This window comes from Chondromyces apiculatus DSM 436 (genome assembly GCF_000601485.1).
GTDB lineage: Bacteria > Myxococcota_A > Polyangia > Polyangiales > Polyangiaceae > Chondromyces > Chondromyces apiculatus.
In genome coordinates, this window is the sequence record NZ_ASRX01000025.1 from 1 (window position 1) to 19,021 (window position 19,021).

At 70.2% G+C, this 19,021-nt stretch carries 11 protein-coding genes; 3 read left to right on the forward strand and 8 right to left on the reverse strand.

What is annotated here, in order from left to right:
- Window positions 1–109 precede the first annotated feature (109 nt).
- Window positions 110–4,987 (reverse strand): zinc metalloprotease, encoded by a 4,878-nt coding sequence (locus CAP_RS17520; RefSeq protein WP_044242445.1) that lies wholly within the window; start codon window positions 4,985–4,987, stop codon window positions 110–112.
- A gap of 566 nt (window positions 4,988–5,553) precedes the next feature.
- On the opposite strand from CAP_RS17520, the gene CAP_RS17525 reads away from it, so the two are divergent.
- Window positions 5,554–6,594 (forward strand): hypothetical protein, encoded by a 1,041-nt coding sequence (locus CAP_RS17525; protein WP_156040891.1) that lies wholly within the window; start codon window positions 5,554–5,556, stop codon window positions 6,592–6,594.
- 127 nt (window positions 6,595–6,721) lie between these two features.
- Here CAP_RS17525 and CAP_RS17530 read toward each other — a convergent pair whose 3' ends face one another.
- Window positions 6,722–8,662, reverse strand: a complete 1,941-nt coding sequence (locus CAP_RS17530) for a serine/threonine-protein kinase (RefSeq protein WP_081864997.1) — start codon at window positions 8,660–8,662, stop codon at window positions 6,722–6,724.
- Window positions 8,663–8,755: 93 nt separating this feature from the next.
- On the reverse strand, window positions 8,756–9,343 hold the full coding sequence (locus CAP_RS17535) for an SMI1/KNR4 family protein (RefSeq protein WP_231511537.1): 588 nt from the start codon (window positions 9,341–9,343) through the stop codon (window positions 8,756–8,758).
- Between the two features lie 191 nt (window positions 9,344–9,534).
- Between CAP_RS17535 and CAP_RS17540 the strand changes: the two genes are divergently transcribed.
- Window positions 9,535–10,350: a uracil phosphoribosyltransferase gene (locus CAP_RS17540; protein ID WP_044242447.1), complete on the forward strand. Its 816-nt coding sequence runs from the start codon at window positions 9,535–9,537 to the stop codon at window positions 10,348–10,350.
- A gap of 131 nt (window positions 10,351–10,481) precedes the next feature.
- Here CAP_RS17540 and CAP_RS17545 read toward each other — a convergent pair whose 3' ends face one another.
- Both CAP_RS17545 and CAP_RS44855 read right to left on the reverse strand, forming a co-directional pair.
- On the reverse strand, window positions 10,482–11,558 hold the full coding sequence (locus CAP_RS17545) for an HAD family hydrolase (RefSeq protein ID WP_081864986.1): 1,077 nt from the start codon (window positions 11,556–11,558) through the stop codon (window positions 10,482–10,484).
- A 10-nt stretch (window positions 11,559–11,568) separates the two neighbouring features.
- A complete protein-coding gene (locus CAP_RS44855) occupies window positions 11,569–14,373 on the reverse strand; it encodes a protein kinase domain-containing protein (protein WP_052375438.1) in 2,805 nt (934 codons plus the stop codon).
- 215 nt (window positions 14,374–14,588) lie between these two features.
- On the opposite strand from CAP_RS44855, the gene CAP_RS17555 reads away from it, so the two are divergent.
- Window positions 14,589–16,007, forward strand: coding sequence for a GspE/PulE/PilB domain-containing protein (locus CAP_RS17555; RefSeq protein ID WP_044242449.1), 1,419 nt, complete (start codon window positions 14,589–14,591; stop codon window positions 16,005–16,007).
- On the opposite strand, the gene CAP_RS17560 is transcribed toward CAP_RS17555, so the two are convergent.
- From CAP_RS17560 to CAP_RS17570, 3 genes are all read right to left on the reverse strand, one after another.
- Window positions 16,008–17,213: a CaiB/BaiF CoA transferase family protein gene (locus CAP_RS17560; protein WP_044242451.1), complete on the reverse strand. Its 1,206-nt coding sequence runs from the start codon at window positions 17,211–17,213 to the stop codon at window positions 16,008–16,010.
- A gap of 140 nt (window positions 17,214–17,353) precedes the next feature.
- Window positions 17,354–17,692 carry an SCP2 sterol-binding domain-containing protein gene (locus tag CAP_RS17565; RefSeq protein WP_044242454.1) on the reverse strand — a complete coding sequence of 113 codons (339 nt, stop codon included), beginning with the start codon at window positions 17,690–17,692 and terminating at the stop codon, window positions 17,354–17,356.
- 112 nt (window positions 17,693–17,804) lie between these two features.
- A complete protein-coding gene (locus CAP_RS17570) occupies window positions 17,805–18,944 on the reverse strand; it encodes an IMP dehydrogenase (protein ID WP_156040892.1) in 1,140 nt (379 codons plus the stop codon).
- Between the last annotated feature and the right edge of the window lie 77 nt (window positions 18,945–19,021).

Below are 19,021 nucleotides of genomic sequence, written 5' to 3' on the forward strand. Positions count from 1 at the left end.
CTCCTCCTCGATGGGCGCGAGCCCCTGCCGTATGAATGAGGACACAAAAAGCGGACGGCCACGGGGCCGAAGCCACCGTGGCCGCTCGGGATTAGCTGCTCAGGTCAGCTCAGTTGCCGCACGACGGGAGGTCGTAGATGCCCTTCACGTCGTCGTTCACGCACAGCTGGTAGGCGCTGATCGCCTGGCGCATGAACTCGATGGTGGGCACGTACCTCTCAAGCTGAGCGCAGGCGCGGTTCGCCTCGCACTCGCAGTTTCCGTACGCGGCCTCGTCCGTCATGGTGCCCGTCTTCGGCTGGCAGCCGGGCTTCGTGGGCGCCTCGTTGCCTTCCGGGGTGATGTTCTTGATGGTGGCATCGTACTTCACGATCGGCTTGCCCTGGCTGGACAGGACCGGCTCGTACCAGTTCGTGCCGTTCAGGGTCACGGACTGGGTCACGTACGCCTTCGCCATCAGCTCGTTGGCGTACTCGAGCATGCGCGCCGCGATGCCGCGCTGCACGGACTTGCCGAAGATCGTCTCCTTGCCCTCGGTCCGCGCCAGGTAGACGGCGCCGTCGGGGTAGTGGAGCTCGATGCGGTTCTGCCATGCCGGTTCCACGTCCGTCTGGCGCTCCCAGATCATCATCTGGTTGAGCCAGGTGCGCTTCTGGTTCTCGGGCAGGTACCCGAGGGTCATGGCGATCAGGAACTTCTGCTGCTCCCAGCCGACCTGCGGGTCGAGGATCGCGGTGTTCGCAGGAGCCTGCGGGTTCCACGGGTCGCTCGACGGCTGCGCGTAGACGCTGCACACCGTGGTGCCGTTGCTGGGGAAGCAGGACTGCGGACCACCGTCGGTCCACCAGGACGTCCAGCCCATGGCCATGGAGGGGAAGCCATCGCCATCCTTCTCGGGGACCCCTGTGGCGCTGGCGGCGACGCGGACGCCCTTGATCTCGTCGTCGAGCGTCAGGTTGTTCGCGAGCCAGCGGCGGTAGCCCTCGGGGAAGAGATCCGCGAGCGAGACCGAGCGGTAGCGCGCGTCGAGGAAGTCGGTGCGCGAGTCGCTGATGAAGTTGTCGACCGACTCGGTCATCAGCATCGGCGTCCAGACCTTGTCGTAGTAGGCGCCGGCGTTCATCGTGTACTCGGAGTCGTACTCGCCGTACTGCTCCGCGAGCGCGTTCCCGAGGGGCTTGCCGCCGTAGGAGACGTCGCCGTAGTAGCCGGTGGCGCCGTTGGGCACGGTGACCGTGGGATCCAGGGTGCCGGGGCTCCCGTACGCATCCTGCGCGGCGCGGTACACCGTGTCGTAGCTCGGCCTCCAGTGCACGCCGGGCTCGGGGCGCGCCATCATCCGCGTGAAGTGGTCGAACGCGAGGCCCGAGGCAAGGATGTTGTCCTTGTAGTTCGCGGAGGCGATGAACGGCCAGAGGGTGTTGAACTCGTACGAGCTCTCGAGCGCGAAGTCCTTGTAGATGTTGTAGAGCAGCCCGAGGCCCTTGGCGCCGTCACGCATCTTCGCGTTGTAGCGCTCGAGGGTGCGGTTCGCCGCGCCCCGGACGCTGAACGTGTGCCGCCCGCGGCGGTAGTTGTCGAAGATGTGACCGACTTCCTGCTGCGTGATGAAGAAGCTGAACAGCTCGTAGGCGTCCGCGCCGTTGTCGTGACGGTACACGGAGAGGTTGCCGAGATCTGCCCAGCGGTCGGTGGCGAACCCGTAGGGCACGCGCACGCGCTTGTTGATGTCGACCGCGGGGCCGCCGCGGTAGAACTGGCCGGCCTCGCCGCTCGTGGGCATCCGGAGCGAGCGGTAGGGCACGTAGTCGACCTGCTGCTGCTTGCAGCGGCTGTACTGTCCGTCGACCTTGACGATGTGCCCGTCGATGACGGGGTGCCACACGCCGTCCTTCTCCTCGTCCCAGGTGGCGGGCTTGAACATCTGGACGGCGGTGTCGTCGCCCGACCAGTAGCCGTTGCCGCCAGGACCGCAGTCGATGACGTCGTAGTTCTTCTGGATCTGCGAGTAGTGGATCGGCTGCCCGTTGGCCTCGGGCGAGATGCCGACGATGCCGCCGAAGTTGTCCATCTTCCAGGACATCAGGCTCTTCCCGCGGGTCTTGTTGGCGGCGTAGTTGTTGGTGTCGTTGAACACCGCCACCGCGTCGCCGTAGAACATGCGCGCCGCCGCGAAGTCGTACGCGCCGAGGCCAAGCATGTCCTGGCTGCTCTCACCGGCGTAGTCCATCGTGGAGGAGCTCATGAACATCCACAGGAGGTTGTCGGTTTCCTCCTGGGTCATCGGGTCGAAGTACCGCGGCCCGACGCAGCCCGCGCCGTCCGTGACCAGGTCGGTGCACTCGGCGTTGACCTTGCCGTTCCTGGTGCGGAGCTGCCAGTACTGCGGGCGGTAGTTGAAGGCGTCCGACGAGCTGACGAAGTTGTGGCGCTCGCCGATGGAGTGACCCATCTCGTGGCCGATGACCGCGAAGTGCGCGCGCTGCGCGAGGTAGCGCCGCATCTTCTCGGCGCGCGCCTGCTGCGTCGCCTTGTCGTCCTCGGCGTTGAATGCGCCGAACTTCGCCTGGAGGGCGTCGCCGAGGCCCACCATGGAGATCGGCGCCTCGGCCATCTCCGTGCCCATCGCGCAGGAGCCACGCTCGGCGAGCGCGAGCTCCTTCATCTGCTTGATCTGGCGCATCACGCTCGGGTTCATGCCCCGAAGCGGCGAGGCCATGTTCATCATCCCGTCGGTGGCGGGCATGCCGTCCACCCCGGCGTACTGCTGCATCGCCGGCGTGAGGAGCTGCGCCTCGAACTGGGTGTCGCGCGCGTTCTGGCGGCGCACGTTGTAGATCGGCTGCGAGGTGGTCGCCGCCTTCGCGTCGGCCGCCACGCCCTGGAGCTGCGCCTTGAGCTCGCCGATCTTCGCCTTCAGCGTCGCGTCGTTGATCGCCGTGGGGATCGCCGTCGTCGCGCTGGTGAGGGCCTCGAGCTTGCTGTCCAGCTCCGCCCGGCTGACGTGCTGGAAGCCGCCGCTCTTGGCTGCCTCGCTCGCCGCCGACCAGTCACGGACGTTGGTGCCGTTGGTCACTTCCTCGGTCTTCAGCTCGCCCTTGATGTAGCGGAGCTGATCGACGACGCCCTGGCTCCAGAGGTCGTTGATGTGCGTCCACACGTTGATGGATGCGCTCACCTTCTCGCCGGTCAGCGGGTCCTCGGAGTCCGTGTAGATACCCCACGCCGAGGGGGTCTGCGGCGCCGTGAAGAGGTTCACGGTGTGGTAGCGCAGGTCGCCCATCCGCACCGACTTCGCCTGACGGCACAGGAAGGCCGTGCCCTTGTCGCCGCTGGTGATCGCCTCGCTGCAGTCGGCGGCGGTGATGTGGGGCGGAAGGCGCTCGGACTCGTTGCCGCAGGCCTCGGGGTCGTTGAACTCGACCGGGCTGTGGCAGAGCACCAGCATCTCGGGCCTCTTCGCCAGGTCGATCACGGCCGGGTCGTAGCCTCGCTCGCCGCCGATGCGGTCCGCGACGGCGTTGCAGTCCTCGCCCGCGTACGCCTTGCCGTTCCGGCAGTCGTCGACCTCACGCGAGAGCGCCACGGCGTCCGCGTTGTCGTCGTGCTGCCCGTGCCACACGGGGAAGCGCGTCGCGCAGTCAGGTCCGCCGGTGCGCGCGCACTCGGCGTATTTCGCGACCTGGACGGCGCTGCGGAGCGCCACGTCCCACTCGTGGGTCGCCCAGTCGGTGCCGTCGAAGTACTCGTAGTTCGAGCCCTCGGTCACGTACCAGATCTGCGGGACCTCCGTGCGCGCCTGGTAGGGCAGGGTGCACTTCTGGTTGAAGGTGTCGCAGCGCGCGCCGGCGAACCCGGTGGCCTCCGTGACCGCCTCGCACTCGTCGGAGGTGCCGTTCCCGTCGTCGTCACGGTTCGGATCGGCGCCGTACGCGGTGGTCTCGGGGGTGAAGCACTCCACGGCGCCCGTCATCTGCGCCGGGCTCTTGTAGTAGTGGCTCCGCTCCCAGATGTTGTAGAGCGTGGCGAAGCGGTGCCACTTCTCGTCGGTCATCCCGTAGTTGCGGGAGTAGCCCTTCCGCTCCTTGAGGAACGGCCCGTAGGCCTGGAACTGGTAGCCGTCCCAGTCCTTCGGTTCGTAGTCGCGGTTCTCCACGCGGCGGAACGAGTGGCGGATGGTGAGCTCCACCGGGTTGCAGGTCGCCGTGGGAGCGCCGCCGCCCATGAAGTCGTTGTCGAGGTAGCAGGCGGGGAACTTGTCGATGCCCCAGCCGAGGCTCGACAGGTCGATGAGCTGCGGCTTGGCGAAGGCCTTGGTGGTGATGTCGAAGTAGCCGCTGCCCGAGTCGAAATGGGGAGCGTCGGCGTCGTTCGGGTCGTTGACGTAGTACGCCAGCGGCTCGTACTCCACGCCGCCGTAGAGGCCGATGAGGCTGAGGGTGTCGAAGTCGTACGAGTCGGTGTTGAGGTTCTCCGAGAAGTCGACCCTCATGTACTCCCGCTCGTTCCAGGCGCGATCGCTGGTGTTCTCACCGACGATGTTCAGCTCCTCGCCCGTGGTCGGGTTGTACTCACGGCGAATGTCGAAGTGCGACAGGATCTTGAAGGCCACGGCGACGACGCCTTCCTTCGCCTTCCCGCCGACGCCCTTGCCGTCGGTGCCCTCGATGCGCTCGTAAGAGATGCGGCCGATCAGCACGTCCTCGGTGATCTGCCACTTGATGCGGGTCATCTCCGCCTGCGCGTAGGAGGCCGAGAAGAGGCCGTCCTGCGCCGCGCCGTACCCCACGTCCACGACCATCGCGCGCGTCCAGAACTCCGGATCGTCATCCGGGCTCTGGAGGTTCGCGCCGACGAAGAACGACTTCGCCAGTGCGTTGGGCTGCACCCTGTTGATGGGCTCGCGCTCTACCGCGCACCCTGACGTGCTCCCGGCAGCCAGGCCGAGAGCGCCGCAGAGGAGCGCCCGTGTCCACATCCATCTCATCGAGGTTCCTCCTTCACGGCCGAACCATGGGTCCAACCACGAAAAGCCTTCAGCGCCCGCGGGGCGCCCGTATCCCAACTCTGAAGCAACACTGATGCCATCATGTAGATCGATGAAATCACTCAGTTTGTATGTCAATGCCGAGCGATGACGCGAGTCAGCCGTTAGCTCTTTGACCCCCCTTGTTAACGATCCTCCATCTCCACGAGGCCGGGTCGGGTGGCCGTGCAGCAAGTAGCGGCGGCGCAGCGAGCCGGGCAGCCCGCTGCCAGGAAGGCCTGGCTCGCCGACGCGATCGCGTGCGTACCCGCCCTGACCACGAGGCCAGCGGTGGGGCGACGCACAAGGTGGAAAGGCAGCGTCAAGGTCAAGATGACGGCAGGTAGATCCTGATCAGCCCTCGGGCCGCACCCGTAAGCGCGTCGTCAGTCTCTGACCTTACGTAACACACGGACTTACCCGTGGGAACGGTGGCAAGTGAGCACCACTGCTGGAAAGTGCCTTCTTCTCCGGGATTTCCTTCGCCGAGAGCGTTGGTCGGAGCGTTGGTGCTACGGTCGCGCTCGATGCGCTCACTCGGCTCCGATCCCTCGGTTTCAAGGCTCATCCACGCGCCCCGCAGCATCCTCCGCGCGGCAGTCCTCACGGCCTTCGCGGCGACTGCGGTCGTCGCGGCGGTGGCGGGATGCCGGGGCGACATGTGTTTTCTCAAGGTCTGCCAGGGGAAGAACTGCCGGTGTTCGCTGTCGTCGTGCGGTGAAGGCGCCGCCTTCGACACGCAGCAGAACCGCTGTCGCTGCCTGAAGGGCCACAACCCCGTCGCAGGTCAGTGCCTCACCAAGCAGGAGGCCGACGCCTACTGCGGCCGGGGCCGTCACTGGGAGGACACCGGGTGCGCGCAGGACCAGTGCCGCCCGGGAGACGAGATCGATCAGAGCACAGGCCTGTGCGTCCCCCGCGAGCAGGTCAACCAGGTTGCGAGCGGGATGGGCGTCTCCGTGGGGCAGGGCGAGGTGCTCGGCTGCCCCGAGGGCACCCGCCTCGTCGTCGACGGACCGACCGCTGCCTGCGTCCCCCTCTCGCAGACCTGCGCCCCGGACGAGACCTGGAACGGTCAGGCGTGCGCGAAGTCCGTGCGCTGTCAGACCGGATCCATCTGGGACCCGCAGCGCGGTCAGTGCGTGCAGTACGCCCAGGGGTCGGGCTCCGACGAGCTGACCATCGACGTGGCGAGCTGGGTCTCGGCGAGCTACGGGCCCCCCGGCGGCGCGGGAACTGCCGCGTTCTGCAGCGGGTTCGCGAACAAGCCGCTGAGCTTCGGGATCCTGGAGGGATCGACCGCGATGGTGCGGGTCACGGTGACGCTCTCCTTCCCGGACCGGGAGATCGCGCGCGGGGTGACGCAGACCCTGTCCGCGTTCGACATGAGCGGCAACCCTGTGCCCGCGAAGGGCGCCGCCGACGTGGACGCCGCAGCGCGGCAGATCGCTTCCCCTCTGCTCCTCGGCGGCGGCCGCGCCAGCGCTCAGTCGGCGACGACCACCGTCAAATGCGGTGTGACCCACGCCGCCAAGCCCCGCCCCATCCCCGCCGTCGGCGGGATCTGAGTCTCCACGAGGGGACTCGCGTCCCCTCACCCCGCCGGGAGTGAATCCCGTCGGGGCCCCACTCCCGCGAACCGCTCTCGCCAGCCGTCACGCAGTGCTTCCTGGCAAGGCGTCGCGCTTTGGAGGTTCAAGGACGCGTAAGCACGCTGAGGACCCGGGTCGCCTTGAGGGCGCCCAGGCCGCGGCAGCTCACCACCTTGCCCCCCGTCACCAGGAAATTGGTGCTCTCCGGCTCGATGCGCGCGAACTCCACGCTGAGGCGGCTGCCGTCGTAGCGCGCGCGCAGGGGCCGATCCTCGGCGCTGCTGCGCACGTCCTGGCAGGTGCCGCGGGCGCGCATCGCGTCGAAGCTCAGCCCCACCGGCGGAATGAAGCGCAGGTGATCCTCCACCGCGAAGACCTCCGGCTCCTGCGGCAGGGCCCGCAGCGAGAAGCGGACCTCGCCGGCCTCGTAGTCCTGCGGCGTGAATTGCTCGGCGTCGTGGACGCGGAACTCGAGCACGTCACCGCTCATCACGGCGTCGAAATCCCGGCTGTTGCTCGTCCAGGCGCCCTCCAGCGTTGCGAGCGTGGGCGTCGTCGACACCCGGCCCGCCTCCGGCGCCGCGGTCACGCTGCTCCTGGGCGCGGGCGTCGCGGGGACGACGGCGGGCTCCGGCTGTGCCTTGTCCGTCGCGGGGAGGAGCCCTCCCACGACCAGGATCCCGGCCGCTCCGGCCGCGAGCACGACGATGGCCAGGAGGACGGCGAGCGCGCGCCTCCACCCCGGCTTGCGCGCCTCCCTGGGAGCAGGCAGGTGGATCTCGGGGGCGGTGGTCGAGGCGGTCGCGTCCGTCTTCGAGGGCGCCTGCTCCAGCGCCACCGCCGCTCCCGTTGCCATCGTCGCCGCCGTCGCCGCCGTCGCCGCCGTCGCCAGCGGCCCCCCCGCCCCGCCGCGCGCAGCCGTCGCGCCGGTGGCCACCGTGAACGTCGGCGCATGCGTCGGGGGTGACGGCGCGACCGCGTACCCGAGCGCGTCGAGCGCCGCGATCAGCTCGTCGCAGCTCGAGAACCTGGCCGCCCGGTCCTTGGCGCATGCGCGCTGGAGGAAGGCGTCGACCGTGGCCGGGACCTCGGGGCGCTCGTCACTCACCCGGGGCAGTGGTGCGTCGAGCTGCTTGCGCATGATCTCCACGTCGCTGTCCGCGTCGAACGGCACGTGCCCCACGAGCATCTCGTAGAGCAGGACCCCGAGCGCGTAGATGTCGACCCGCTTGTCGAGATCGCGCCGGCCGACCACCTGCTCCGGAGACATGTAGTAGAGCGAGCCGATGATCCCGCGCGTCATCCCGCGCCCCGCGATCGCGTCGGCCTCCTCCTTGGCGATCCCGAAGTCGGTGACCTTGGCGACCCCGTCCTTCGCGCGCACCATCACATTGGCGGGCTTCAGATCGCGGTGGATCACGCCCTCCCCGTGCGCGGCGCCGACACCTGCGGCGATCTGCCGGAACAGCCGCAGCGTCTCGTCCACCCCGAGCGGGCGCCCCTCGTGCGCGCGCCGGCCGATGAGCCGATCGAGGCTCTCGCCCTCGATGTACTGCATCACCAGCCACAGGGAGCCCTGCTCTTCCACGACGGCGTTGAGCCGCACCACGTTCGGGTGGTCGATGTGCGCGAGCGCGCGCCCCTCGGCCAGGGTGCGGGCGCGCGTGTCGCGGCGGTGCGCGATCTCCTGCCGCACCGCCTTGAGCACCACGTGGAGCCCGGTGTGCACGTCGCGGGCGAGGTACACGACCCCCATCCCGCCCTCGCCGAGCACCCGCTCGATCTCGTACTTGTGGTCGACGACCGTCCCCGCGCCGAGCCGCGCCGCGCGCCGGGGCAGGGAGCCCGCGAGCGGAGCGAGGGCGCGCGCTGCTTGCTCTGCCTGCGCTGCCTGTGACGTTTGCAGCGCCTGCGCCTGCGCCTGCGCCTGTGCCTGTGCCTCGTGGAGGGGCGGGGGCGGCGCATCGTCGTCGCGGGTCGTGGGCGTGGAGGGGGCGTGCGCCTTCTCCGGCGTCACGGCGACGGGCAGCGGCTCCTGAGGCACGGTCGCGCCTGGACCGGCACCGGCCGTCGTGCCGTGAGCCTCGGGCGGCTCGTCAGGGGTGCCAGTGGGGTCCCGCACGACGCGGATCGGCGCTCACGTCCAGTGGCCGGCCCGGAGGGCGGCGGAGTCGATCGTCTTGATCTTCGGCGCGAGCGCCTCGCGGAAGATCGACTCGTCCTCGTCGTCGAGGCCCGTCTCCCCGAAGCCCATCGCCACCTCCATGGAGGTCGCCAGGATCCGCAGGAACTGCTGGAAGCTCGACGCACACAGCTCCGGCTTGAGCGACTCGGTTCCCGTCATGCAGGTGAAGACCGGGCAATCTCCTTCGGCGTCCAGCTTGGAGACATCCAGGAAGTAGGGGTCGCCGAGCAGCGCGCTGCGGGCGATGAGCACCCAGCTCTTGCGCCACCCCGGGACTGCGCCCTCACCCGTGCCGTCCACGATCTGCTCGGCGGCGAGCCTGCTGGCCGGGATGAGACGCACCCGCTCCACGGGGGTGACGGTCTCCACGTCGACCGGGTCGGCCTCCTGCAGAAATGCACGGTAACGAGAGGGAACCCGCAGCGTCTTGCGCAGCTCGTCGATGATCGGCGGGTCCGTCTTGCCAAAAGTCGCCGGGATGCCTCGCCGGGCGAAGATGTCCTTGAGCGCCGCAACCGACTCGGCCAGGTCGCTATCCACAGATCCCTTCCTTCTGCGAGTCCAATGAAGATCCACTCCTGGCGGACCTTCGCGTGTTCCGAGCGCACCGTCAGCCCTGGCACCACCCGCTGTGGTCCCAAGCTCGATCGGAGCCCCAGTGGACGCTGGGGGTCCTGGCACGCGCCCCAACGCATACCGCGCGCCGGCTCAAGTAGTGTAACAGAAAAACGATGATCGACGTCGCGTACGCTGAGAGCCGGTTCAGGGCCCCGGAGCTGGCCCACGGGTACGGGCCGGGCGTTCACCTGCTCGACGACCCCCTGGCCTGGACGCTGCTGGCTCGCGTCTGCTCCCCGGAGACGGCTCAGCCAGATGTCGGGCGTCTCGTCGCCATGCTGTACCAGGTGCTGGCCCGCGTCGTGCTTGCGGCCGAGTTCCCGCGCGCAAGGGTGGACGTCCCCACCCGGATGATCGCCTCTCACCCCGAAGCCATCTACCGCGGCACCGCCCTCTCCCGCTCCACCAAGGCCGTCACGGTGGGCATTGCCAGGGCAGGGACCATGCCATCCCAGGTGGTCTACGACCTCATGAACGAGGTGCTCGATCCGGCCCTGGTCCGCCAGGACCACCTCTTCATGAGCCGTCAGACCAACGCCGAGGGCACAGTGACCGGAGCAACCTGGCACGACGCCAAGATCGGCCGCGACGTCGACGAGCGCATCGTCCTCTTCCCCGACCCGATGGGAGCCACCGGCTCCTCCATGGTCAGCGCCGTCTCGTATTACAAGACGGCGCTCGAAGGGCAGCCGTCGAAGTGCATCGCGATGCACCTCATCGTCACGCCCGAGTACATCCGGCGCGTGCACGAGTCCCACCCGGACCTCCAGATCTACGCCCTCCGCCTCGACCGCGGCCTCTCCCCGACACGCGTGCTGCGCACCGAGCCAGGCACCCACGTCGAGGAGGAGCGGGGCCTCAACGAGCACCAGTACATCGTCCCCGGCGCCGGCGGCGTCGGCGAGATCCTCAACAACGCCTGGCTCTGAGTACTGCGTACCCTGGATCAGGGGCCTGTCGGCCCCTACGCTCCCGCTGGTCGCTACCCCCGTTGCCTACAGAGAGCGGCTCGCCAGGGACCCGCAAGGGACTTGCCAGGGACCAGAGACGCACCAGGGGCTTATCGGCGCTTGTGCCGTCGCACCCGCGGGTTGTGCACCGTCGCCAGCGCCTCGTAGTCCACGGGCTGTGAGGGCCGCTCCACCGGCGGGCGCAGCTCCGCGGCCATGCGCTCCAGCTCCGCGACCATCGCCCGCAGATCGCTCGCGCCCCCCACCCGCCGCTGCGTCAACTCCTCGTACGCCGCGACGATCTCCGGGATTCCCCGCCCCGAGACGTGCCCGCGCCGCGATAGGTCCAGGTAGCTCCGCGCCAGCGCCGCCCCGTCGAAGTTGTGGGCCACGACCAGATCCTGCGCCACGCGCAGCACCCCGAAGGGCGGGATCCGCCCTCCCTCGTGGAGCACCAGCGCCGCCTGCAGGTAGTTGTAGAACGGCACCACGCGCCCGCCGAAGATCCGGAAGTCGGACGGCGACGACTGCCGGTCGAGGTGGATCAGGATCCTCTCCACCACCGGCCCCTTCTCCACGTAACTCGCGAAGCGCCGCGCATCGAGGATGGTGTCCCCGTAGGCGTGCCCGAGCCGCATGATCCGGGTGAGATCCTCCAGGCTCACCTTGCCCTCGCACACGTCGGCGTAGAGCGAGTACACGAAGGCGTCGGCCTCGGCGTCGTCACCGAGCAGCACCTCCCGCACCAGCGCCCCGGATCCATCGCGCTGGGCGACGAGCTCGCACCGACCCCGCAGGAGCGCCGGCAGCTTGTACCCGAGCTGCCCGCGCAGCGCCCGGAAGCGCAGCCTCAGGAGGTTCTGGAGGTTCGGCTTGAGCGTCAGGCTCGCCCAGCGCACCCCGTCCAGGCGGAGCTTCTGCACGATCCGCGAGCGGAGCTGATCGGGGCTCCCCGACAGGATGTGCGTCTCCACCCCCGCGCGCCCCAGCTCCCGCAAGAGCGCCGCCGCGCCGGGCACGGTCCGCTTCTGGTCCGGCCGCTCCACCGCCGTGCGCAAAAGGTCCCGCAGCGTGTCGAAATCGGTGCGCAGGTAGGTCTTGTCGAGATCCCACCGCGCCACGAACGTCGGCCCCGCCGGGCCCGAGCCCGCGGCGACCTTGTCCTCGCGCGTATCGTCCGTGCTCACGACGCCCCGTTCACCGCGCCAGCCACTCGCGGCGCATGGTGTCCAGGGAGTGCACGAGATCCGGCTCGGCGCTCTGCCGCGCGATCTCCAGCGCCTCCCGCAGGTAGACGGACGCTTCGCTCGTGCGCTCGCGCTCCCGCGCCACGAACGCCAGCGACCCCAGCACCATCGCCCGGTCCGTGCCGCCCGGCCCTGCCAGGTCCAGCGCCTCGCGGAGCACCCCGTCGGCGTCGGTGAGATCCCCGGCGCGGGCCAGCGCCTCCCCGAGCTTCCGGCTGAAGATCAGCACCGCCCGCAGCGGGTCGTCGATCTCGCCCCGGAACATCTCCTGCCGCGACAGCTCCAGCCCCCGCCGCAGCGCGCGCACCGTCCCGCCCTGATCGCCCCGCGACGTCGCCCGGTCCGCCATCTGCTCGATGAGCATCAGCGCCTCGAACGAGTTCTGCGCGTGGTAGGCATGCAGCGCCTGCACCTCGATCGGCAGGGGCAGCGGATCGCCCATGTCGTCCACGGGCGCCCGCGCGTGAAGCTCACGCCGCACCCCGGCCGGGATCGTCGCCAGCGTCACGTCGCGCACCAGCGGGTGGCTCGCCCGGAACCGCGACGCTCGGCTACCGCCCCCTCCGCGCAGCGGCGAGGCACCGACCCTCCCGTAGCGGGCCACGTCGGCCGGATAGGCGTCGATCATCCCCGCGGAGGAGAGCGCCGACAGGAGCGGCTCGAAGCTGCCGATGTCCGGCAAGAGGCGCGAGAGCGTCGGCGGATCGGCCGCGTCGCCCACCACCGCCAGCGCCTGCAGCGTGCGGCGCGCATCCTGCGGCAGCCGCTCGATGCGCGCCGCCAGGAGATCGGCGATGCCCGCCGGCGGGTTGCTCCCGCCCTCCATGCCGAAGCGCACGAGCTGGTCGACGTAGAGCGGCAAGACCCGCGGCTCCTCGCCCTCTGCCGCCTGGAGCGCCGCCCGCAGGTCCGCGTTCGGCGAGCCCTTGAGCAGCGCCGTCGCCGTCGCCTCCGGCAGCCCCTCCAGGGTGCGCACCCAGCCCCCCCAGTCGGGATCGAACTCCGGCGGGTGCGTCGCCAGCACGAGCAACGGCACGAGCGGCGGCTCGGTCACCGCGTCGATGAAGGCCCCCCGGCTCGCACCATCGACCGCGTGCAGATCGTCGATGGCCAGGAGCACCCGCCGCCGCGGCGCTGTCTGGTGCGCGGCCGAGATCGCCCAGCGCAGCGCCTCCGCCGCGATGAACCGCCGGTCCTCCGGCGACAGCATCCCCGCGGGGGGCTTCGACCACATGTGGAGCCGCCGCGAATCGTTCGACCGCTCCCCGCGCCCGAAGACCTCCAGCAGCCCACGCCGCGCCTCGGGCGAGGCCCCGGCCCACTCCGCGGGCGTCCCGCCATCGAGCGGGAGCCCCGCGAGCCCGATGATCGCCCAGCGCAGCGCGTAGTAGCTCACGTCGGCCGACCACGGATCGGGGCCGGTCTGGATGACCACGTCCCCCTCCGCCTCGCAGAGGCGCAAGAACTCCTGCGCGAGCCGCGTCTTGCCCACCCCGGACTCGCCCACGATCCGCGCCGCGATCACCGCGCTCTGCACGTCGATCCGGCACGACTCCAGCCACTCCAGGTCCGCCTCGCGCGCCGAGAACGGCAGCGGCAGGCGCGTCCCGTTCGACGCCGGCGCCACCTCCTTCCGGTTCACTGGCTGCGGCAGCGGGCGCGCCCCCGCGGCCGGCGGCGGCGCCACGATCCGCGCCCCGCACTCCCCGCAGAACTTCTGCCCCCGCGGCACCACCGCGCGGCAGGCCGTGCAGGTCACCGTCGCCTCGCTCCAGATGAAGCGCCCCGACGGCGTGTCGAACGTCGCTTGCGCCCCGCGCAGCGCCTCCGCCAGCTCCTCCGCGTCCTTGTAGCGGCGGTTCGCGTCCTTCTGCAGTGCCCGCAGGCACACCTCGATGAGGGCCTCCGGGATCTCGCGATCGGGTGAGAGCAGCGCCGGGTTCGGCGGCGGCAGGGACAGGTGCATCAGCACCACCTGGGTCGGCGACTCGGCCTCGAACGGCAGCCTCCCTGTGAGGAGCTGGAACAGGATCACCCCCACCGCGTAGAGATCGCTGCGCGCGTCGATGGGATCCCCGCGCCCCTGCTCCGGAGACATGTAGTCGGGCGTCCCGCACACGATCCCCGGGCTGGTGATCCCGGTCGAGGTGATGTCGGCGAGCATCTTGGCCAGCCCGAAGTCCACAACCTTCACGAAGTCGCCCCCGGAGCGCATCGGCTCCAGGACCACGTTCTCCGGCTTCAGATCGCGGTGGATGATCCCGAGGTGGTGCGCCTCCCCGAGCGCCGCCAGCACCTGGCAGAGCACGTCCACGATCCGCTTGAACCCGAGGGGCCCGTCCTCGTAGATGACCCGCGCCAGGTCTCGCCCCCGCAGGAACTCCATCACCAGGTAGAGCTGCCCGCCGTTCTTGCCGAAGTCGATCACCCCGACCGAGTTCGGGTGATTCAACCGGCTCGCCGCGCGCGCCTCGGTGATGAACCGGACCGACGCGCTCTCATCCCCGAGCAGGTGCGGGTGAATGATCTTCACCGCCACCGTCCGGCCCAGCGCCTTCTGCTCCGCCCGGTAGACCCGACCCATGCCGCCGACGCCCACCAGCTCCAGGAGCACGTAGTTGCCCGGCAGGGTGGTACCGATCAGCGGATCCTCCGTCCGGCGGTTCAGCTCCGAGACAGGAAACCCGCAGACGGGGCAAAATTTATGGGTCTGCTCGCACGGGTTCGCACACTGCGGGCAGATCACCGTCGACACGCGCCCGACCTTATCACGATCGGCATTCCTGTGGTGAGGGGGTGTAGGGAGCGACCGAGTCCCCTTTTCGGCCTGTCGAGGCGGTTCTGGCCCATCTCCGACCCCTGGCCGATCCTTCCTGGAGAGCCCCTCGACCCCTCTCTGGTGGCCCAGAGGAACCTGGAGTTGCCCCGCGTTGGGCCAGGTATTTGCACTTAGGATAACCTCCCCCCCCGATGTCGACGCCCCGGATACGCCTCGGTCAGCTCCTGGTCGATGCGCGCATGATCACGCAGGAGTCTCTCGACGCCGTGCTCGCGCTTCAACGCACCGACGGCCGACGGCTCGGGACGCTGCTCGTCGAGAAGGGCTACATCAACGAGATCCAGCTCACCCAGATCCTCTCGCATCAGCTCGCCGTCCCCTGGGTCTCCCTGCTGCACATCGAGTTCTCGCGACAGCTCCTCGACCTCGTCCCCACCGAGGTGGTCGAGCGCTACTGCCTCGTCCCCATCTACGTACGCCGCGTGCGCCGCCAGGGCGACACCCTCTACGTCGCCATGGACGACCCCACGAACGAGGAAGCCCTCCGCGAGTGCTCCACGTACTCGGGCCTGCCCGTGCGCGCGATGATCGCTCCCCCGAGCGACATCGGCGACGCCATCCGCGCCTATTACGGCGCGAGCGTCCATCCCCCGGTCCCGGTCGCCATCTCCGATCCGCCCTCCACGCTGCCCGATCTCCGCGACCTCGCGCGTCCCTCCGTCGAAGGCCCCGAGATCGCGCTCGGCGAGGAAGAGGACGTCGACGATCTCACCGCTGCCGAGCTCGAAGAGGCCACCTCGCGCCAGACGCTCGAGTCCCTCCCGAGCGACGATCTCCTCGAGGCCTCCCGCACCGAGCCCCCCGCGGCTGCAGCGGAGCCTCCCGCGCCCGTCGTGCGCCGCAGCCGTCGCGCCATCGAGCCCGACCCCGAGACGCTGCCCAGCAGCGAAGACACCCAGGACGCCGAGCCGCCGCCCGAGCCGCCTGCCGAGCGCCCCTCGACCCCCGACACCATCCCCGCCACCCGCCGCGCGGGGAGCGCAGCCGCGCTCCGCCCCCAGGTTGCGGCGCTCATCGGTGCCGTCCTCGGCGCCCCCACCTCGACCCGCAAGGCCGAATCCGAGCCCGGGCCCGAGCCTCAGCCAGAGCCTCAGCGCGACGTCGAGGCCGCGGGCATGCCGGCCCCGCCCCCGTCCGATCCCGAGGTCATTTCCCCCGCGGAGATCCCCGCGCCGCGCGGCGGCGGCAAGCGCCGTCGGATCACCCTCACCCTCCTCGACGGCACCACCATCACCTTGCCGCTCCGCCCTCGCCGCGATCCGCAGGCGCAGGTGCAGGTGCAGGTGCAGGTCGTCGAGGAGGTCCCCGAGCCCGTCGTCCAGCGCGAGGAGAGCGCCCCGCCCGAGGAAGCTCCCCCGCCCGAGGAGCCCGTGCTCACGGCGCGCGACATCGTCGCCGCTCTGCGCGCGGTGTCTCACGGCGCCGACGCGAACGACGTCTTCGGCAACGAGGTCCGCTGGGAGGCCATGTTCGCCGCCCTCCTCTCGCTCCTCCTCCGCAAGCACGTCATCGCCGACTGGGAGTTCGTCGAGGAGCTGAAGAAGATCTGATCAGCCGGCGCCGTCTTTGGCGGCACCCTGCTGGATCAGCGCGTCGATCTCGGCGTCGGACAGGCCGCCTTCGCGGAGGATGGCGCGCGTGTGCTCCCCGGAGCGTGGCGCCGGCGTGAACGACCCATCCCGCGGCGTCACGGGCATCCGCACCTGAGGCGTCGCGCCCCGCGCCGACGGGATCTCGAAGAACACCTCGCGCGCGGCGAGCTGCGGATCGGCGGGTACTTCGCGCGGATGCAGCACCGGCTCCAGGCAACAATCGTGCTCGGCCGCGAACGCCACCCACGCCTCCCGCGTCCGGCTCCGGAACAGCGCCGCGACCTGCTCCTTGAGCGCCGCCTGGTGCGGCCCAGCCAGGAGCGCGCTCATGTCGGGCGCGATCCCCACGCCGGTGCAGAACGCCGTCCAGAACTTGGGCTCCAGCGCTGCCAGCGCCATCGCTTGCCCGTCGCTGGTCAGGTACGTGTTGTACGGCGCGATCCCGCCCGTCAGCGTCTCCGTTCCTTGCCCGAGCGGCGCGGCCGGAGACCCTCCCGCGGCCTTGGGCCCCAGCGCCTCGGCGAACATCGACCCCAGCGTCACCGTCCCGAACCCGAGCACGCTGTCGCTCATCGCGATGTCGAGCACCGCCCCCTGTCCCGTCCGCTCTCGCTCCCGCAGCGCGGCCAGGATGGCGATCACGCACCACATCCCCCCGCCCACGTCGGCGAGCTGGAACCCGGGCGGCTGCGGCGGACCGCCCACCGGCCCTTGCGCGCCGAGCAGCCCCGCGCGCGCCAGGTAGTTCAGATCGTGCCCCGCGCGCTGCGCGAGCGGCCCTGACTGCCCGTAGCCCGTCAGCGCGCAGATGACGAGCCGCGGGTTCTCGGCCCGGAGCGCCTCGTGGCCGAGCCCCAGCCGATCCATCACCCCTGGCCGGAACTGATCGAACAGCACGTCGTACGACCGCACGATCTTCCGCAGCGCCTCCCGCCCTTCGGCGCGCTTGAGATCCAGCACCGCGCTCCGCTTCCCCCGGTTCAGCAGGTGGAACGACGCCGATTCCCCCGCCACCTCGGGCGGCATGTGCCGCATGTAATCGCCGCCGCCGGGGTCCTCCACCTTGTCCACTTGCGCCCCCAGATCGGCGAGCACCAGCGTGGCGAAGGGCCCGGGGAGGAGCCGTGACAGGTCCAGAACCTTGATATCGGAGAGAGGGCGCATGGGTACTGCGTACCCTGGATCAGGGGCCTGCGGCCCCTACGGTACTGCGTACCCTGGATCAGGGGCCTGCGGCCCCTGCGCTCCCGTTGGTCGCTACCCCCCTGGGGTAAGCGTCGCAGAGCGCGAGGCCGCCGTGTCTCTCACTTGAGCTCGAAGAGCTTGGAGAGCTTCATCGCGAGCATCTGGTTGCCGGCCACCTTCAGCTTGCCAGCGAAGAAGAGCGCCATCCCGTTCTTGCCCGGATCCTCGTAGAGCTTCTGGAAGTCTTCGCTCGCCACCGTCATCGTACAGTCGGCGCCGCCGGGGTTGCCCTTCTCCACCGACGGGCCCGAGTCGGACACGTTGATGAACCACTCCCCGCCGCCGTCGCCGGTGACGTTGAGCTGGTACTTCGCGCCGATCTGCTTCGCAGCGTCGCCGTGCTTCGCGAGCGCAGCGGGGAGTTCCTCGTTGAAGAGCTTCTGGATGTCGACGGCCATGGTTCGTGCCTCCGAAGAGTGGAATGCACCGGCCACACGCCGGCGCGCAGCGCGGGTTTAGCCGCGCTCGCCGGCGCGCGTCAAGCGCGGTCAGCCGGCCCCGCGGGGGCGCTCAAGCCTGCGCGCGCGGCGTCGGGACGCCGGACCGCGGCGCCCTGTCGAGCGCCGAGCGGATCGGCAGCATCACCAGCCGATCCACCGCCACCCGCTGCGCCTGCGCAGGGGGCGCCTCCGGCCTGCCCTGCATCAACCGGAGATCGCGCAGCGCTTCGCGATCCAGCGACGACAGCGGCACGCCCTCGCCCTCAGGCCGTGGTGTCAGCGCCGGCAGCAGGCACACCAGCACGATCTCGCTCGACCCTTGCCGCACCCAGGTCCCCTGGTAGAGCGCCACCGCCTGACCGAGCGCCTCCTGGAACACGAACGCGCGCCACTCGAGCGCCGTGTCGAGGTCGAAGCTCCGCCCCCCGGCGCGCATCTCCCGACCTTCGAGGCCCACCGGGGCGCCGCGCGCGTCCGTGAGGAGCACCCGATCCTGGCACCCAGGCGCCATCGCCATCAGCGCCTCGACCAGCGCCGCCAGCGATTCCGGGGCGAGGAACAGCGGCTCGCCATCGGGACCGATGGCCGCGAGGCCCACTTCGTCGGCGGCCACGATGGTCGTGCGCCCCAGCATCGGCGCGAAGGCCCGCTGCGTCGCCGCGTCGAACACCGCGCCCACATAGAACGCCCCGAGCGGTGAGCTGAGGAGCGCCACCACCCGGTCGCGCCGCGGCGACGAGAGCAGCGTCACCCCGAACGGCACCTCCGCGTCGAGCAGCAGCGAAGGCGACGTGCCTTCGCGTCCCTGGTAGCTCAGGCGCCCGCCTCCCAGCCGCAGGCCGCGCCTTCCCGCGCGCGGAGCCTCTCCCTTGCGCGCGAGCTTGCGCGCAAGCAGCTCCGGCCGCGCCATCCACGCCATCCGCCGCAGCAGCAGTCCCCCGGCGCCCATCAGAGGCAGGGGCAGGAGGACCCGCATCGCGAGCCCCTTGCCCACGGCCGTGAGGCCCACCGCCGCCACGCAGAGCAGCGCTGCGAACACGAACGAAGGCCACGACCACCGCCGCGGCTCTGCTGGAGGAGCGTCCGGGTCGACCACCTCGAACCACCGCTCTGGCGTGCGCCCCACGCGCCCGCGAAGCCCACCTCCAGCAGCCGAGAGGGGGACGCCTGCTCCGGGGAATTTTCCCTCGCGCTTGGCCTCGAGTCGCATACCACCTCCCGTGCCGAGCTGCGCGTACCTCCACGAGGCTAGCATGCGGCAGACCCGGGAGAAGCCCCTGCGCACGT